Origin of the sequence: Pelobacter seleniigenes DSM 18267, from assembly GCF_000711225.1 — a bacterium.
GTDB lineage: Bacteria > Desulfobacterota > Desulfuromonadia > Desulfuromonadales > Geopsychrobacteraceae > Seleniibacterium > Seleniibacterium seleniigenes.
The window spans coordinates 318,955-335,718 of sequence record NZ_JOMG01000002.1; the positions used below are offsets into that span (position 1 = coordinate 318,955).

The window sequence follows — 16,764 nt, forward strand, 5'->3', positions numbered from 1 at the left end:
AACCAGCTGCGCCGTCAGCGTTCGACCGGGTACCCCTGGCGCAGCCATCCCGAGATGCCATCGCGCAGGTTATAGATCTTTTTGAAACCGTTCTCGATCAGGATCCGCGCGGCGACGGTGCTGCGGTTTCCGGTCGCGCAATAGACAAAGATGTCGCGCTCCTTATAGGGTTCCAGCTGAGCCAGTTCCTGCTGCAGAACCTGTACCGGGATCAGCTGTGCTCCGGCAATATGCTCCTGCCGGTACTCTCCCGGCGTCCTGACATCCAGGATAAAAGGATTGGTATTGGCCAGAATCAGCTCCGCCTCTTTGCTGGAGACCTCAGTATAGGAAGGTGCCGCATAATCGATGACTTTAAAAATACCCCGGACATCTCCGGCACTAAAAGGAAACTCCCCGGTTTTGGTCATCTTGACATAGGCTTTATCCCCGTCCTTGGCCGGAAACTCCTTCACCTGCCGCAACCCGGGGATATCGATCTCGAACTGACCACCCCCGGCCAGCTGCGGCTGCACATAGTCGCCCCGATAAACGACGAAGCGATTCTCCTGCCCGGGAACGAGCAGAACGATACGCAGACCATTCACCAGTTCCCCGGAGATTGTTTCATTTTCAGCCAGCGCGGACCGCCCACCGGGCCATGAACCCAACAGGCCGACAACCATCAACATAAGCGATATTTTTTTGAACGCCACCAGAAGACTCCCTACGGATAAAGAATGAATATGTGTTTTTGAATTATACGTCCCTGGCTCCCCAAAAGACAACCAACCCCGCCGCAACCATATTTCAGCCCTTCCGACCGCATTATAAAAACAATCAGTAAAATACTGTTATTTTTTTATGAACCCAAGAACGATGAACAGGTAGTCGACAAAACCTTAAAAAGACGACGCAACAGCTTCAATTTCCGATAATAATTCACAGATATCCCAAAACCTTCTTTACAACTTTATAACAGCGGATTATCGTAAACCATCGATCATCATCTCAGCCGATCAGCAGTTGCACCGGAGACAGCCATGGACCGAGAGCAGGAACTCAAAATCTACTGGCAGCAGAACGTCAAATATATCGTTATCCTGCTGTGCATCTGGTTTACCGTCTCCTATCTCTGCGGGATCATCTTCGTTGACGCACTCGATGCCTTCCACCTGTTCGGCTTTCCGCTAGGGTTCTGGTTTGCCAACCAGGGATCGGAAATCATCTTCTGCCTGCTGATTGTTGTCTATGTCCGCTTGATGAACAATCTGGATCGCAAATTCAATGTGTTTGAGGACTGAAACCGAACGCGCTCGGGAGAAGAGTCAAGCATGAGCATCACAACCTGGACCTGGCTACTGATCGGCATTACCTTCATCATTTATATTATTGTCGCGATCCGCGCCCGAGCCGTCTCCACGGGCGATTTCTATGCTGCCGAAAGATCCATTCATCCGGTTCTTAACGGCATGGCCACGGGCGCGGACTGGATGTCCGCCGCATCCTTCATCTCCATGGCCGGGCTGATCTCCTTTATGGGGCGCGACGGCTCCATGTATCTGATGGGCTGGACCGGCGGCTACGTGCTGCTGGCCATGCTGCTCGCTCCCTATTTACGCAAATATGGCAAATTCACGGTTCCCGAGTTTATCGGCGATCGCTACTATTCCCAGGGCGCCCGGATCATCTCCCTGCTCTGTGCCATTTTTGTTTCCTTTACCTACGTGGCTGGACAGATGCGCGGCGTCGGCGTGGTGTTTTCCCGCTTTCTCAATGTCCCCATCAACACCGGCGTGGTCATCGGCATGTGCATTGTCTTTTTCTATGCGGTGCTTGGCGGCATGAAAGGCATCACCTACACCCAGGTCGCGCAGTATTGTGTCCTGATTGTCGCATATATGATCCCCGCCATCTATATTTCCATCATGTTGACCAACAACCCGATCCCGGCCTTCGGTTTCGGCAGCACCATCAGTGCTCATGGGGCGCAACTACTCGGCGATCCCGGCCTGCAGGGGCATAACTTGTTGCAGGTCCTCGACAGCATCCAGCAGGATCTCGGTTTTTCCGCCTACACCGCCGGAACCCGGCCCAAAATCGACCTGTTTGCCATCGTCATCGCTTTGATGGTCGGCACCGCCGGGCTGCCCCATGTCATCATTCGTTTCTTTACCGTCCCCAAAATCAAGGACGCCCGCGCTTCGGCGGGTTGGGCCTTGATTTTCATTGTCCTGCTCTATACTGCGGCTCCGGCCGTGGCTGCCTTTGCCCGCACCAACTTCATTAAGACGGTCAATAATGTGCGATACAGTTCCGCCCCGCAGTGGTTTAAAAACTGGGAAGCCACCGGGCTGATCGCCTGGGTCGACAAAAATGGCGACGGGGTCATGCAATACGCACCGGGGGAAGCCTTTGCCGGCAAACCCAAATACACCGGCCAGACCGGGATCTACGGTCAGGCCCTGGTCGCCAACCTGATGAGTGACAGCGCCAACGAACTCTATATCGACCGTGACATCATGGTCCTGGCTAACCCGGAAATAGCCCGCCTGCCCAACTGGGTGGTGGCCCTGGTCGCTGCAGGCGGCCTGGCGGCCGCCCTGTCAACGGCGGCCGGACTGTTACTGGTCATTTCCGCCTCCATCTCCCATGACCTGATGAAAGGGGTCTTGATGCCGAGCATGTCGGAAAAGGGTGAACTGCTCTGGGCACGCTGCGGTGCTGCGGGAGCGGTGGTGGTGGCCGGACTGCTGGGGATTTTTCCGCCCGGCTTTGTCGCTCAGGTGGTGGCCTTTGCTTTCGGCCTGGCCGCCGCATCCTTTTTCCCGGCCATCATCATGGGCATTTTCAACAAAAAGACCAATGTTTACGGCGCCATGACCGGCATGATCGCCGGTATCCTCTTCACCGCTTGCTACATCATTTATTTCAAATTCATTAACCCCGGTGCCAACACCCCGGCGCACTGGCTGTTCGGCATTTCACCGGAGGGAATCGGCACGCTGGGAATGATCATCAACTTCAGCCTGATGATTGGTGTCTCCAGGCTGACCCCAGAACCCCCTGTGGAGATTCAGGAGCTGGTCGGTAAACTGCGCTACCCGGTCGAGCGCAGCCTGGGAGAAACCAAGATTTCCACTAATGCCCGCCGCCCCTATTGAGGGCTGGGGCTCCATACCCCAGTCCCGAAATACAAACGCCCCTGCCGGGCTAAACCGGCAGGGGCGTATTGCGAACTGCTGCTGTTTTTTTCAGAGCAGTTTTTTAACGGCCTCCAAAGCAGCCGTGTAATCAGGCTCGTGAGTGACTTCCGGAACCAGTTCGACATAACTCACCTTATCCTGCTGATCAATCACGATGACCGCCCGCGCCAGCAGTTTGAGTTCCTTAAGCAACAGCCCGTAATTCAGGCCAAAGGAGCGTTCCTGGTAATCGGACAGGGTCTTGACTTTCTCGATGCCGGCATTGCCACACCAGCGCTTCTGGGCAAAGGGCAGATCGACACTGATGGTGTAAACCACCACTGAATCGGGGAGAGCTGCCGCGTCCTGGTTGAACTGCCGGGTCATGGCGTCGCAGACCGGCGTATCCAGGGACGGGACCACGGCCACGAGGCGAACTTTCCCGGCGTCCGTCGCCAGGGTCACCGGTTGCAGCCCGTTGTCAACCACTTGAAAGTCAGGGGCCCGCTCACCGACCTTAAGTTCCGGGCCGAGCAGGGCAGCCGGGTTTCCTTTAAACTTTACAGCGCCTTCGCGCACTTGATATTCACTCATGGGAGCCTCCTGGTTGGTAGAATTTAAAGATGACACAAACAGTCATAATTCTAACGTCTGCGTCGAAACTGTCAACTCAATAATAACAGAATCCTGAGGAATGTTTGTTCGACGCAGAATCGCCCTGCAGTGAGCCCATCCCGAACAGATCCTAACAAGTTAATTCTGCAGGATTTTCTGACATCCCCCAAAAAATTATGCCTTTCCAAAGCCAGGTGAAAAGGCCCGCAATCGGGTTAAAGTGTGGATCGGCCATTGCACCACGCTCCATCTTTTTCAGATAAACCGCAAAAAAAAGAGCACCTGAAAAATTCAAGTGCTCTGAAAAAAACATTGCTCCCGCACCGGCCCACCCGGGCGGTGAAATCAACTCTCGCCGGTCTGGTCAGGAGCCGACATTGGGGGGAACAATGACCACGGTCCGGTGGGTTTTGCGCAGGACTTTCTCTGCGACACTCCCCAGGAAGGCATAGTGCAGCCGCCCCTTGCTATGACTGCCCAAAACGATCATATCGACTTCAAGCCGATCAGCCACGCTCAAAATCATCGATACCGGTTCACCATGGTGCACTTCGATCTGCGGAGGATGGACCACTTCCTCTGCCATCAGCTCAGTCTCCTGCTGGATGATCTGCTGCAGCTGCTCCCTGGTCTGACCGGCAAGCTCAGCCTCATTCTCCTTATTGAGTTTGGCCAGCTTGTCCGCGCCCATGGAAAGCGCGACATAATTCAGCACCGCGGCATCGACAGTCGGCATGACATGCAGCACATACACCTGAGCATGGAATTTACAAGCTAGCTCCAGTGCATAACGGATCACCCGTGAAGATTCCTTGCTCAAATCCTTCGCAACCAGAATTTTTTTGATTTGAATACTCATGACGGCCTCCTTGGTTCTCATCTGATTCCTGGAACCACCTGTTTCTCTCTAGAATATCAGCTGAACGAAACAGGTGGTCTGCTGCCCGTAAATAATTCAGGCAGAAACAGGGACGGACTGTTGTTTTTTTCTTCTCCGGGACTGAATAAACCAGAGCAGGCCGTAGAGCATTGCGGTCGGAATATAGACCATCTCTTTCGGCGGACGGTGTGTTGCGACCTGGATGTTCAAAACCTCCTGGTCGAAATCGACCCCGGCTTTTTCAGCGGGACTGGAAAACACCACATTATCGATAAAGACCCGGCCATCTTCTTCGCGGGTTTCAAAACCGATCTCTGCCAGGCGTTCCGCACCGGTGGGCTCGTCTCCGACAGTCAACATGATGACCTTGGTGAATTCCTTGCCGTTCATCTTTTCGCCCTTAAGGGTCAGACGCAGCGGCGAGCCGGGATCTTCATCAGCCACCCAGCTCTCAAGCTGGGCCGGGGGCTCTTCAACCAAAGGCGGATAAATTTCATCCCAGACAATGCCGGGCCGGAACAGCAACAGGGCGATCAGCAGCAAAGCAGCGGTCTCCCAGAGCCGACACTTGACCAGGAAATACCCCTGGGTTCCTGCGGCAAAGGCGAGCATGGCGAAAATTGCCGCGACAATGGTCACCAGCAGGTGGTACCAGTGATCGATGCCGATCATCAGCAACTGGGTGTTGAAGATAAACATGAAGGGCAAAATCGCCGTCCGGATGTCGTACATAAACCCCTGGATGCCGGTCTTGATCGGATCGCCGCCGGAGATTCCGGCTGCCGCAAACGCCGCCAGGCCGACCGGCGGGGTATCGTCGGCCAGAATCCCGAAGTAGAACACGAACAGGTGCACGGCAATCAGCGGTACGATCAACCCGTTCTGAGCACCGAGATCGACAATGACCGGAGCCATCAGGGTTGAGACCACGATGTAGTTGGCGGTGGTCGGCAACCCCATCCCGAGCAGCAGGCTGATCACCGCAGTAAAGAGCAGGATCAGCATCAGGTTACCGCCGGAAATGAATTCGACAAACTCGGTCATGACCAGGCCGATGCCGGTCAAGGTGACGGTTCCAACCACGATGCCGGCGGCGGCCGTAGCGACCCCGATACCGATCATATTGCGCGCGCCGGCAACCATCCCTTGGATCAAATCGACACAACCCGTCTTGAAGGAGAATTCTTCGCCGCTCATTTTGCGCAACACCCCTTTTAAAGGGCGCTGAGTGAGAAGTATAAAAATCATCAGCACCGTCGCCCAGTAAGCGGACAGCGCCGGCGACAGCCGTTCAACGGTCAGACACCACATCAGCACCACCACCGGCAACAGGAAATAATAACCGGCCTGCGCCGTGGGTCCCAGCGGCGGCAATTCGTTGATTTCGGTGGTCAGCTCCAGTTCCGGAACCCGGCAGGCCACCCAGAGCAGGAAGAGGTAAGCCACCACCAGCAACACCGAGACAATATAGATAGTCGCCGAACCGGCCACCCCTTTGATCCAGCCCAGTCCGAAGTAAGTCACGCCGCCGATGATGATCAGGGTCAGGATGGTCAGGACAAAAGAAAGAATCCGCTGGGAGATAGTCTTGGTAATGACCTTCTCCATTCCCTCCAGACCCATTTTACAGGCTTCGAGGTGAACGATGTAAACCAGAGCAATGTAGGAGATAATAGCCGGCAGGAAGGCATGCTTGATGACGTCGATATAACTGATCCCAACATACTCGACCATCAGGAAGGCGGCGGCTCCCATAACCGGCGGCATCAGCTGCCCGTTGGTGGAACAGGCAACCTCGATGGCACCGGCCTTTTCGGCCTTAAACCCGACCTTCTTCATCAATGGGATGGTAAAGGTGCCGGTGGTCACCACGTTGGCAATGGACGAACCGGACACCAATCCGGTCAAACCGGAAGAAACGACGGCAGCCTTGGCCGGGCCGCCTCTCAGGTGACCGAGCGCTGCAAAGGCGGTGCGGATAAAATAATTGCCGGCGCCGGCGGCTTCAAGGAGCGCACCAAACAGGACGAACATGAACACCATGCCGGAGGACACCCCCAGCGCAACCCCGAAAACCCCTTCGGTGCCGAGCCAGTAATGGGACATTCCCTTAGCCAGGCTGGCCCCTTTGTGGGAAATGACATCGGGCATGTACTGGCCGCCGAAGGTATAGAGGATAAAGATCGTGGCGACCACCATAAGTGGCGGCCCCAAGGCTCGGCGGGTCGACTCCAGCAACAGGATCAGACCGCAGACCGCCACCACCAGGTCCAAGGTGGTCGGGTTACCGGGGCGATCCGCCAGCGCAGAATAAAAGATGAACAGGTAGGCCGAACAAAAAGCGCCGATCAACCCGAGCACCCAATCCTGCACCGGAATATATTTGGTCGGAGACCGCTTGAAGGTAGGAAAAGCGGTGAAAGAAAGAAAAATCGCAAAAGCCAGGTGAATCGCCCGCGCCTCGGTATCATTGAGGACAAACACATTGAGCAAAAACGGTAAGGGTGAAGCATACCAGAGCTGGAACAGTGTCCAGGCCAGAGGCACGTAAAAGAGCACTTTCTTGGGAATGGCTCCGCTTGGATTACGTGCACCAGACTCCGCTTCCACAATCGCCTCGGGGTTTTCTACAGTGATTTTGGTTTCTTTCTCTTTGGCCATAACAATGAATCCTTCACGAATATGAATGCAGGGGTTCCAGTCCGATTGGTCAGTTCACCTCGTCAGCCAACATATTCAGGTGCGTATATTCTCACGACATTCCAGCAGAAAAAAAATGCACCGCGCCCGCGGTGCATTTTTTAATCAGACAAACATGATGTTACATCAATCCGGCTTCTTTATAGTACTTGACGGCACCGGCATGCAGCGGAGCGGACAGGCCGTCCTTGATCATCTCTTCTTTTTTCAGATTCTCAAAAGCCGGATGCAGTTTTTTGAAATCATCAAAGTTTTCAAAGACCGCTTTGACGACATTGTAGATGACATCTTCCGGGACCTTGGCAGAGGTCACGAAGGTGGCGCCGACACCGAAGGTTTTGGTGTCTTCATCAGTTCCACGGTACATCCCGCCGGGGATGGTGGCATAGCGGTAGTAGGCATTTTCTTTGACCAGCTTGTCGATCGCCGGACCGGTCACATTGACCAGAACCGAGTCACAAGAGGTGGTGGCTTCCTTGATGGAACCGCTCGGGTGGCCAACAGTGAAGATCATGGCGTCGATTTTATTGTCGCACAGCGCAGCGGACTGCTCGGCGGATTTCAGCTCGGAAGCCAGCTTGAAGTCATCATTGGTCCAGCCCAGGGCTTTCATGACCACTTCCATGGTGCCGCGCTGGCCGGAACCGGGGTTACCGATGTTGACGCGCTTGCCTTTGAGATCCTGGAAATTCTTGATGCCGGAATCGGCACGAGCGACCACGGTAAAGGGCTCGGGGTGAATCGAAAAAACGGCGCGGAGGTCTTTATTGGCGCCGGCATCGGCAAATTTACTGGTGCCATGATAGGCATGATACTGCCAGTCGGATTGGGCCACGCCCATATCCAGCTCACCGTTGGCGATGGCGTTCAGGTTATAAACCGAGCCGCCGGTACTTTCAACAGAGCAGCGAATACCATGTTCTTTTCTGGTCTTGTTGACCAGCCGACAGATGGCACCACCGGTCGGGTAGTAAACGCCCGTCACACCACCGGTACCAATCGTTACGAACTGGTTCTCTGCTTCAGCCTGACTCACGGGAACGAAACTGGCCGCAACAGCAAACGCCAACAAAAGCATGAAAAACTTTTTCATCAATACTCCTCCTCTGAAGTCATTGTGTTTTGTCTCCCCTTTGGCAAGGCAGACCCGATCATAAACTCATCAATTTTAACGTAGTTATTACCTAAAGCAAGTTCGATACCAGAACTCATTAAATTGGCAACTATCTGAAATAGAGAGGAAAAGTTAAAAACAGTCGGGGAAGGCACCACGGCAAACCGTATAACCAAATTCAGTCCGGCGCCATGAAAGTCAATTTTTCCAATAGAAAACAAAAGGTTACGCACCCATAACCAAAGAAATAATTATAACCCTGGTTATAGGTGTTTGACGGGCTGGCGAATAAGCTGACTTCGCCCCTGCTGTCTTTTTCAACGTCCTGCTAATGGCGATCCTGGCGCAGGCGCTTACTGAGAGCGGGCTGGGAAATGCCGAGTAGTCGGGCGGCAATGGTCTGGTTACCGGCGGAACGCTGCATGGCTTCGTCAACCAGCAATTGCCCGGCCTGTTGCAGGGAGGGCAGTTCATCCAGAGTAACAAACGGATTCCTCGGGTCTGAGTCTTTGGTCAGGGCCGGTAGCTCATGATGCTGGCCGATACGGTCCAGAAAACTCTTCATGGAGAGGGTTTTGGCATTGTGAATGCTGACGGCGTCGTAAACCATAGCCTCCAACTCGCGGACATTGCCCGGAAAGTTGTAGGTCGACAGCAATACAGCCAACTCTTTGGGCGGGGTCGGTTTCTTTTTACCGAGCTTCGCGGCCGCCCGGCCCAGAAAATGGTCGAGCAGCAACGGCAGATCATCCTTGCGCTCACGCAGCGGCGGTAGATGTACATGATGGGAAATCAGCCGGTAATAGAGATCCCGCCGAAACTCACCGGCAGCCATTTTGGCTTCGAGATCGGCATGGGTGGCGACAATCACCCGGGCCGTCATCTGCTTGGGCAAGTCGCTGCCGAGGGGATAATATTCACCGTCCTGCAGCAGCCGCAACAGCTTGACCTGGGAGGCAAAGCTGAGATCGCCGATTTCATCGAGAAACAGGGTCCCTTCCGCGGCCTGTTCGATCATCCCCTTGCGCGCCCCTTCCGCGCCGGTAAAGGCTCCGCGTACATGGCCGAACAGGGTATCGGCAAAAACGTTGTCATCCAGGCCGGCCACATTGACCGACACCAGCGTACCGCCATTGCAGCCCAGATCATGCACGGCCCGGGCAATCAGTTCTTTGCCGACACCGCTCTCACCGGTAATCAGAATCGGCTGGGAACTGGGTGCCACCGCTTCCAGGTATTGAAAGCAGGCGCGCATGGCCGGATTATCGGTCACAATCGGGGAAAAAGCTTCCGGCGAGTCGAGCTGATTGGCAAAAAAGCGCCGCCGCATGGCCTGGTTTTCCTGTTCCAGTTCAACCATGCGAATCGCCCGCCTGACCCCGTCCACCAGGCGTTCTTCATCAACGGTTTTGACAAAATAATCGAAGGCTCCCAGGCGCATGCAGTTCACCGCGGTCTCGAGCTGATTCATGCCGCTGAGAATGATCACCCGAACCTGCGGATGTTCAGTCACGATCTGTTCCAGCAGTTCTTCCCCGGAGCGATACGGCATGGTCAGATCAAGCAACACCAGGCCGATATCATGGTCTTCCAGCATACTCATGACCTGCCGGCTGTCATGGCACTGTTGCAGGTTGGTGATGCCGCCGGGGCCCTCAAGGGTCATGCTCAGGCTGCGCAGCCAGGGCAGTTCGTCATCGACCAGCAGAACACCGAAGGCCGGGTAGAGTTTTTTATCCATCATTCTCCTCTTCCCTGTAAATCGGCAGCAGAACCCTCACCCGTAACCCCTCTCCGGGTTGGGAAACAAATTCCATCCGCCCCTGGTGATCCTTGATTATCCCATCCGAGACCGACAGACCCAGGCCGGTTCCGCCGCTTTCCCGCTTGGTGGTAAAGAACGGATCGGTCATCCGTTCCAGGGTGTCCGCATCGATCCCGCACCCCTCGTCACGAACTTCCAGAGCAACCATACCAGCCTGTTTGAGAGCATAGGTTCGCAGCACGATCGCCTGTTCCTTGGAGGTTAACGCCTGACAGGCGTTGAGCACCAGGTTGACAATCACCTGTTCGATACGATGACCGTTACCCCGGAAATGGGGTAAGGAGACGCCGTAATCCACCTTGAAATGATTGGTAGCCTTGCGCAGAGCGTTGTCCATCAGGCGCAGGGCGGAACGGGTGACATCGTTCAGATCGACTTTATCATCCAGGCCGGAATCATTGCGCCGGGCAAAATCCTTGAGATCCTCGACAATCCGCTTGATCCGGTTGGAACTGTCGAGCATTTCATGGAGCATATTGGGGATCTCTTCCTTCATCCGCGAGTAGGGAAACCAGCCGAGCTTGAACTCGCCGTGCTGCTCCTGATAGGAATCCAGAATCGGTTCCATATCCCGATAGGCTTTGTTCAACTGGGGCAGGCTCAACTGAATCAACCCGTTCGGATTGTTGATCTCATGGGCGACCCCGGCGACCAGAATCCCCAGCGAAGTCATCTTATCGGCATGGAGCAGCTGTTTCTGCCGCACCTGCAGTTCCTCGGCGGCGCGCTTGCGTTCGGCAACCTCGCGTTCCAGCTCCTCGGTGCGCAAAGCCACCTGCTTCTGGAGCGTGCGGGACCAGAGCACAAACACCGTCAACACCAGCAACAACGGGCCGAAGATGACCGCACCGTAACGAATGATACTGCTCCAGGGGATCTGCTCCGGCTGGAGCACGCCGAGCCATTTTTCCCGGATGCGCCGATACTCCCCCGACTTTTTCAGTAACGCCAGCCCCTCATTGAAGCGGGCCAGCTTTTCCTGATTACCTTTTTTAACGGCAAAGCCGTAATCCTGGGCCACCAAGGGGCGGGCAATGGGAAAGATGTTATCCAGCTTCAGCTCGCTGATGATATATTCTCCGGGCAATTTTGCCACCAGGGCACAATCATGATGCCCGGTTGCCAGCAGTTTCAGGGCATCGGCCAGAGTCTGGACCATGAACAGGTTGGCCGGAATCTCATTATCGATCATGAAGTCGTGCATCACGCTCCCTTTCATGACGATCACTTCCTTGCCGGTCAGGTCCTTGACATTGCGGATGGTGACATTGCCTTTTCTGACCCAGATCGACTGGTGAACCCGGGCATGAGGGATGGAAAAATCGACTTCGTCCTGACGGCCGGCGGTATGCGCCATCCCCATCAGCAGATCAACCTCTCCGTTCTCCAGCGCCTTGCGCATCTCCGACCAGGAGCCGAGCTGGATATTGATCTCCATCCCCATGACCCGGGCGATGGCCTGGCTTAATTCAACGTTATAGCCGGTCGGCAAACCATCCGCATCCAGATATTCATAAGGGGGATAATTGTAGTCGCCACCAAGCCGGACCGGTCGGTCCGCGTTCCCCGGTTCTTCTTCTGCCAGGGCCGCCGCGCACCAGCATCCCAGCAACAGAATCAACAGCAGGCAGGCGGCCGGAAACCTTGCCCTAAAACCTTGCATGCCCGGGTGTCCGCGGGAAAGGAATGACGTCACGAATATTTTCCATCCCGGTCAGATACATCAACAACCGCTCAAAGCCGAGGCCGAAGCCGGCATGAGGGCAGGTCCCCCAGCGCCGGATATCCAGATACCAGTCCAGATCCCGGGGGTCGATTCCCGACTCGATCATCCGTCTTTCCAGCACTTCGTAACGCTCTTCCCGCTGGCTGCCGCCGATAATTTCACCGACTCGCGGCACCAGCAGGTCCATGGCGGCGACGGTCCGGTCATCATCATTCAGGCGCATGTAAAACGCCTTGATCTGTTTGGGATAATCGGTCACAAACACGGGACCGGAGAAAATCTTTTCGGTCAGGAACCGTTCGTGCTCCGACTGCAGGTCGTTCCCCCAGGCGACCGGGAATTCAAAGTCCTGCCCGGACTTTAGCAGCAGTTCCACGGCTTCGGTGTAGGGCAGGGTTTTAAATTCAGCCTTGGCCAGGGATTCAAGCTTGTCAAGCAGCCCTTTTTCAACGCGCTGATCAAAGAAATCCAGGTCTTCAGCACAGTTTTCCAAGGCAAAGGTCACCAGGTAGCGGAGGAAATCTTCCCCCAGGCGGCAGTTGTCCTCCAGATCAGCAAAGGCAATCTCCGGCTCAATCATCCAGAACTCGGCTGCATGCCGGCTGGTATTGGAGTTTTCGGCACGGAAGGTCGGACCAAAGGTATAGATATCGGAAAAAGCCGTGGCGAACAGCTCCCCCTGCAGTTGTCCGCTGACTGTCAAACCGGTCCGTTCCCCGAAGAAGTCTTTGTTCCAGTCGACTTTGCCAGCCGTCTGCGGCGGGTTTTGCGGATCAAGGGTGGTGACCCGGAACATCTCCCCGGCCCCCTCGCAGTCGTTGGCGGTAATGATCGGGGTTTGCACATAGATAAAGCCGCGTTGCTGAAAAAACTGGTGAACGGCAAAAGCCAGCCGGCTGCGCACGCGAAACACCGCGCCAAAGGTGTTGGAACGAGGGCGCAGGTGGGCGATGGAACGCAGATATTCAAAAGTGTGGCGTTTTTTCTGCAGCGGATAACTGTCATCGGCAACACCGATCACCTCGACCTCGTGGGCATGGAGTTCCCAGCTCTGTCCGGCAGCCGGCGAGGCGACCAGGGCTCCGCGGGCGGTCAGGCAGGCGCCGGTCCCGACCCGCGAAACCGTTTCAAAATCAGTGGTCTCGGGCGACAGGACCAATTGCAGCGAAGCAAAACAACTGCCGTCATTCAAGGTGATAAAAGCGACCCCTTTGCCGCGGCGGGTCGAGCGAACCCAGCCTTTGACGCAGACGTCATCCAACGCCCGGTCGGTCGCCAATAATTTATTGATTGCAGTCCTGGTTTGTTTTTTCATCGGCATCCTCTTTTGGTCAAAGGTAAGACAGGAAGGGGTGATTATCGCCAAAAATCCCGCGATTCTGCAAGAATTAACAAAAAAGCGGTTGTCATCGCAACAACCGCCACCTGTCCAGCTCTCCCCCGGCGACCCGCCAGGACGGCCCGGTTGTCGCTCCATCGATCATCCTGGCTCCGGCAGCATTCCGCCGCTCCTGGGCCGCCCCGGAACCCTACTCGATAAACCGCCCGCCGCGCGATTCCAGATAAGGTCCGTAGCGTTTATCGACGCCAAGGATATGCTCGAGCAGCCAGGTCCGCAGAAAATGGAACAGCTCCTGCGCCATACCTTCCTTCTCCTGGGTCGCCCGTTGTTTCAGCTCTTGCACGGCACTGATCAATTTGGCATGGAGCTGTTGATGCTCGGCAAGTCCAGGATAGTGATATTCTGCCATGAGCGCTTCCTCGTGCTGAAAATGCTCCCGGGTATAGGTTTCCAGCATAAGCAGAACATCGTCGAGGATCTCATCCCCCTGCTTATCACGCAGAGCCAGGTAGAGGCGATTGATTTCCCGGATCAGTCTCCGATGTTCATTATCCAGCACGAGGATGCCCGTTGCATAAATCTCTTTCCATTCAATGACGCTCATGGAAACCTCCCTGCCGACCGTACCGGCAAACCAGCAACTCGGCTCGGTCATCGTGAACAAAGAAAAATCACAAGCAATCAACGGAATCTGACCTGGCCAAATCTTTTAACCTGTCGCTATATTAACAGGTTACAGCTTTCAGAACCAGATCAAAACAGGTCCCCTTGCCAGGCTCGGAGGCAACGGTCAATTGCCCCTGATGGTTCTGGCTGATGATAAAATAGGCTATCGAAAGCCCCAGCCCGGTTCCCGACCCGACCTCGCGGGTGGAGTAAAAGGGATCGAAAACCTTACCGACGGTCTCACTGTCCATCCCCGGGCCGTTGTCCTCAACCTGAAGACAGACCTGCTCTTTTCCTGTAGCAAATAGCCGCAGGCTGATGCAGGGGGAATCGCTATGACCACTGACCGCCTGGGCGGCATTCTTCAGCAAACTCAAAATGACCTGTTGGATCTGGCTCGGCTCACAATAGACATTGGGAACGGCCTGGTATTCCCTGACGATGCGGATCTTGTGAAAGGCGAAATGGTAACGCATGTCATAGTCGCTGCTGGCCAGTTCCAGGGTCCGCTCGAGCAGATCCGCCAAGCTGCAGGAGACAAAGCTTGAATCGCCGCGCCGGCTGAAACTCTGCATATTTTCGACGATCTTTGCAGCGCGCTGCCCGGCGCTGGCAATGGCCTGCAGCATTTTGTTGCAGCCGCGCAAGTCACAGTACTCGGCAATCAGCTCGATAGAGGAGCCCAACTCTTCGGCGACCTTGCGATTCTTATCCAGTTCAGGCGACAGTCGATGGGTCAGCACCTGCACATTCTGCAGAATTGCCGCCAGTGGATTGTTGATTTCGTGAGCCAGCCCCGAGGCCAGACTGCCGACCGACTGCATTTTTTCGGAACGGACCATCATTTCTTCCAGGCGGACCCGTTCGCTGATGTCATCCAGATGGATCATGCCGCCGTTCCCTTCCTTGTGCGACACCGGATAAATCAGCATGTCAAAATAACGTGGCGGGCCCTTTTCAGACGTCCGGCGACCTGCCAATTTCAGCAGCCGGGCCGGTTGTTTGGTCGTCAGGGTGTCCCGCAATTTGGCGAGATAGCAACCCGGGTCCAGCAGCTGAAAGGCCTCGGCCAACGGCATTCCAATCGCGGTTCGCGCTGCGAGAGCGCTTTCCTGTTCGACCCTGCGATTCCACAGGGTCACCTTCAGATCATCATCAATGCCGATCAACAACGAAGGCATGGAATCGATAATATTCTGCAGATATGCCTGCAGCTTACTTAAGGATTCCTGCGCCGCCTTGCGCAGAGAGATATCTTGCAACGATCCCTCAATGTAGAGAATTTCCCCTTTTTCATTGCGCACCAGGTGAGTGCTGACCGAGGCCCAGAAGGGCTCTTTATTTTTGCGGAGCAGCCGACACTCAAAATTATGGTGCTGCTGATCCCGGTACAATTGTCGAATCATGGCTTTGCGATCAGCCGGGTCGGCATAGTGCTGAGTTGCCATATCGGAAATGCTGAGCAATGCTTCTTCGCGCGACGTATAGCCGAAAACCTTCACCGCGGCAGGGTTGACTTCAAGCATCTGTCCTGACAATGAAATGCGAAAGATCGCTTCGAGAGAGTTGGTAAAAATCTCGCGATAGCGCTGTTCCGAATCGCGCAAAGCCGACACACTGTTGCGGAGGTCCGACAGCATCCGGTTGAAGATGCTTTCTATCTCACTCCACTCATCCGACCGTCCCAGCCGCATGGGGCTGCTGTGATCCCCCTGCTGAAACGCCTTGAGCCGGTCACTGACCAATTCCATAGGCGCTTGGATATGCCGCGTAAACAGACGCCGGTGGCTGAGCCAGAAGGAGACCGCCAACAGGGTCAGCAGACTCAGGGCCAAGGTCAGCAGCGAATAAATGTTGGAGCGAATGTCCCGCCGCGCGCTGATGGCTGCTGCGGCGGCCTGCTTATCCGATTCATCCATTGCACTAAGAATCTGCCCGGCCAGGTTATCGAGAAGTCGCCCCTGCTCACCGAGTTGAATCATTTCCAGCTGATAAAGACGCATCAGGTATTGGTAATATTGCACCCTGCTGAGCAGATGATGACCCAGCTTGTCGATAGGGGGTTCGGAGGCGGTCAAGGTCTGCATCCGCAGGCTTAATTGTTCCAGTTCCCGAGCTAACAGCGGCGGATCATCGACCTTGCCTGCTAGCAATTTGGTCTTGTTTTCTTCCGCGTTATGTTTGGCGATCCCCAGTAAAGTCTCGCGATATCCGGAAATCAGCAGGATCAGTTGTTCGAGATAGTCAACATCGCCGCCCTGTAAAGCCACATCAATGGTTTTCTCGGCGATCACCTCCTGGATCAGAACGAGCAGATCGTTGATATCGTCATCCTGGTCAGCACGCCAATTCAGCAGCGTATTGGCCCAGCGGCAATGACTCAGATAGTCATCAAACGATCTTTCCAACTGCAATAGCAAGCTGGCGGTTTGAACATCGTCGATCCGGCTCTGCAAGGTTCTAAAGCTATTTTGCAGTGCCCGGCCTTCCATCTCCAGGAAGGCATCATCTCCATAAAAAGTTTTCGAAAAAACCTTCAACCGGGAATTCAGCAAGCCGAAATCGCGGCTGTCATGCGAATTCTTCACCACCTGCTGCAGACGCTCTTCGACGATCCGGTCAATATTTGAGCGAACCCCTGAGAGAGTGTAAAAAAGCCCCAGCGCAATCAGTACGAACGATACCACCAAGGTCAGGAAAAATCGCTTTAATCTCGATTTTATTGAAAGAGT

13 protein-coding genes are annotated in these 16,764 nt (G+C 55.0%); 2 read left to right on the plus strand and 11 right to left on the minus strand.

Annotated elements, in window-relative coordinates; translation table 11 throughout:
• Positions 1–14: 14 nt before the first annotated feature.
• Positions 15–695: a rhodanese-like domain-containing protein gene (locus tag N909_RS26000; protein WP_211253919.1), complete on the minus strand. Its 681-nt coding sequence runs from the start codon at positions 693–695 to the stop codon at positions 15–17.
• A 327-nt stretch (positions 696–1,022) separates the two neighbouring features.
• Here N909_RS26000 and N909_RS0104095 point away from each other — a divergent pair, with 327 nt between their 5' ends.
• Both N909_RS0104095 and N909_RS0104100 read left to right on the plus strand, forming a co-directional pair.
• The gene (locus tag N909_RS0104095; protein WP_029911793.1) at positions 1,023–1,283 is read left to right on the plus strand and encodes a DUF4212 domain-containing protein; all 261 of its coding nucleotides are present in this window, start codon (positions 1,023–1,025) and stop codon (positions 1,281–1,283) included.
• Between the two features lie 30 nt (positions 1,284–1,313).
• Positions 1,314–3,143, plus strand: coding sequence for a sodium:solute symporter family protein (locus tag N909_RS0104100; protein WP_051689508.1), 1,830 nt, complete (start codon positions 1,314–1,316; stop codon positions 3,141–3,143).
• 90 nt (positions 3,144–3,233) lie between these two features.
• On the opposite strand, the gene tpx is transcribed toward N909_RS0104100, so the two are convergent.
• The 10 genes from tpx to N909_RS24380 all read right to left on the minus strand — a co-directional run bounded on the left by tpx (position 3,234) and on the right by N909_RS24380 (position 16,719).
• Positions 3,234–3,758, minus strand: a complete 525-nt coding sequence (tpx, locus tag N909_RS0104105) for a thiol peroxidase (protein WP_029911798.1) — start codon at positions 3,756–3,758, stop codon at positions 3,234–3,236.
• A gap of 151 nt (positions 3,759–3,909) precedes the next feature.
• Positions 3,910–4,092 carry a hypothetical protein gene (locus N909_RS25555; protein WP_155005860.1) on the minus strand — a complete coding sequence of 61 codons (183 nt, stop codon included), beginning with the start codon at positions 4,090–4,092 and terminating at the stop codon, positions 3,910–3,912.
• 51 nt (positions 4,093–4,143) lie between these two features.
• The gene (locus tag N909_RS0104110; RefSeq protein ID WP_029911802.1) at positions 4,144–4,638 is read right to left on the minus strand and encodes a universal stress protein; all 495 of its coding nucleotides are present in this window, start codon (positions 4,636–4,638) and stop codon (positions 4,144–4,146) included.
• A 96-nt stretch (positions 4,639–4,734) separates the two neighbouring features.
• A complete protein-coding gene (locus N909_RS0104115; RefSeq protein ID WP_029911805.1) occupies positions 4,735–7,320 on the minus strand; it encodes a TRAP transporter permease in 2,586 nt (861 codons plus the stop codon).
• 160 nt (positions 7,321–7,480) lie between these two features.
• Complete coding sequence (locus N909_RS0104120; RefSeq protein WP_029911808.1) at positions 7,481–8,452, minus strand: TAXI family TRAP transporter solute-binding subunit; 972 nt, start codon at positions 8,450–8,452, stop codon at positions 7,481–7,483.
• Between the two features lie 349 nt (positions 8,453–8,801).
• Entirely contained in the window at positions 8,802–10,214 is a 1,413-nt protein-coding gene (locus N909_RS0104130) for a sigma 54-interacting transcriptional regulator (RefSeq protein WP_029911815.1), read from the minus strand.
• Positions 10,207–11,961: a transporter substrate-binding domain-containing protein gene (locus N909_RS0104135; protein WP_036682878.1), complete on the minus strand. Its 1,755-nt coding sequence runs from the start codon at positions 11,959–11,961 to the stop codon at positions 10,207–10,209. The genes N909_RS0104130 and N909_RS0104135 overlap by 8 nt, the downstream gene beginning before the upstream one ends.
• Positions 11,948–13,339: an asparagine--tRNA ligase gene (asnS, locus tag N909_RS0104140; RefSeq protein WP_029911821.1), complete on the minus strand. Its 1,392-nt coding sequence runs from the start codon at positions 13,337–13,339 to the stop codon at positions 11,948–11,950. The genes N909_RS0104135 and asnS overlap by 14 nt, the downstream gene beginning before the upstream one ends.
• 214 nt (positions 13,340–13,553) lie before the next feature.
• Complete coding sequence (locus N909_RS0104145; RefSeq protein ID WP_029911824.1) at positions 13,554–13,970, minus strand: bacteriohemerythrin; 417 nt, start codon at positions 13,968–13,970, stop codon at positions 13,554–13,556.
• Positions 13,971–14,091: 121 nt separating this feature from the next.
• On the minus strand, positions 14,092–16,719 hold the full coding sequence (locus N909_RS24380) for a PAS domain S-box protein (RefSeq protein WP_245613616.1): 2,628 nt from the start codon (positions 16,717–16,719) through the stop codon (positions 14,092–14,094).
• Positions 16,720–16,764 lie beyond the last annotated feature (45 nt).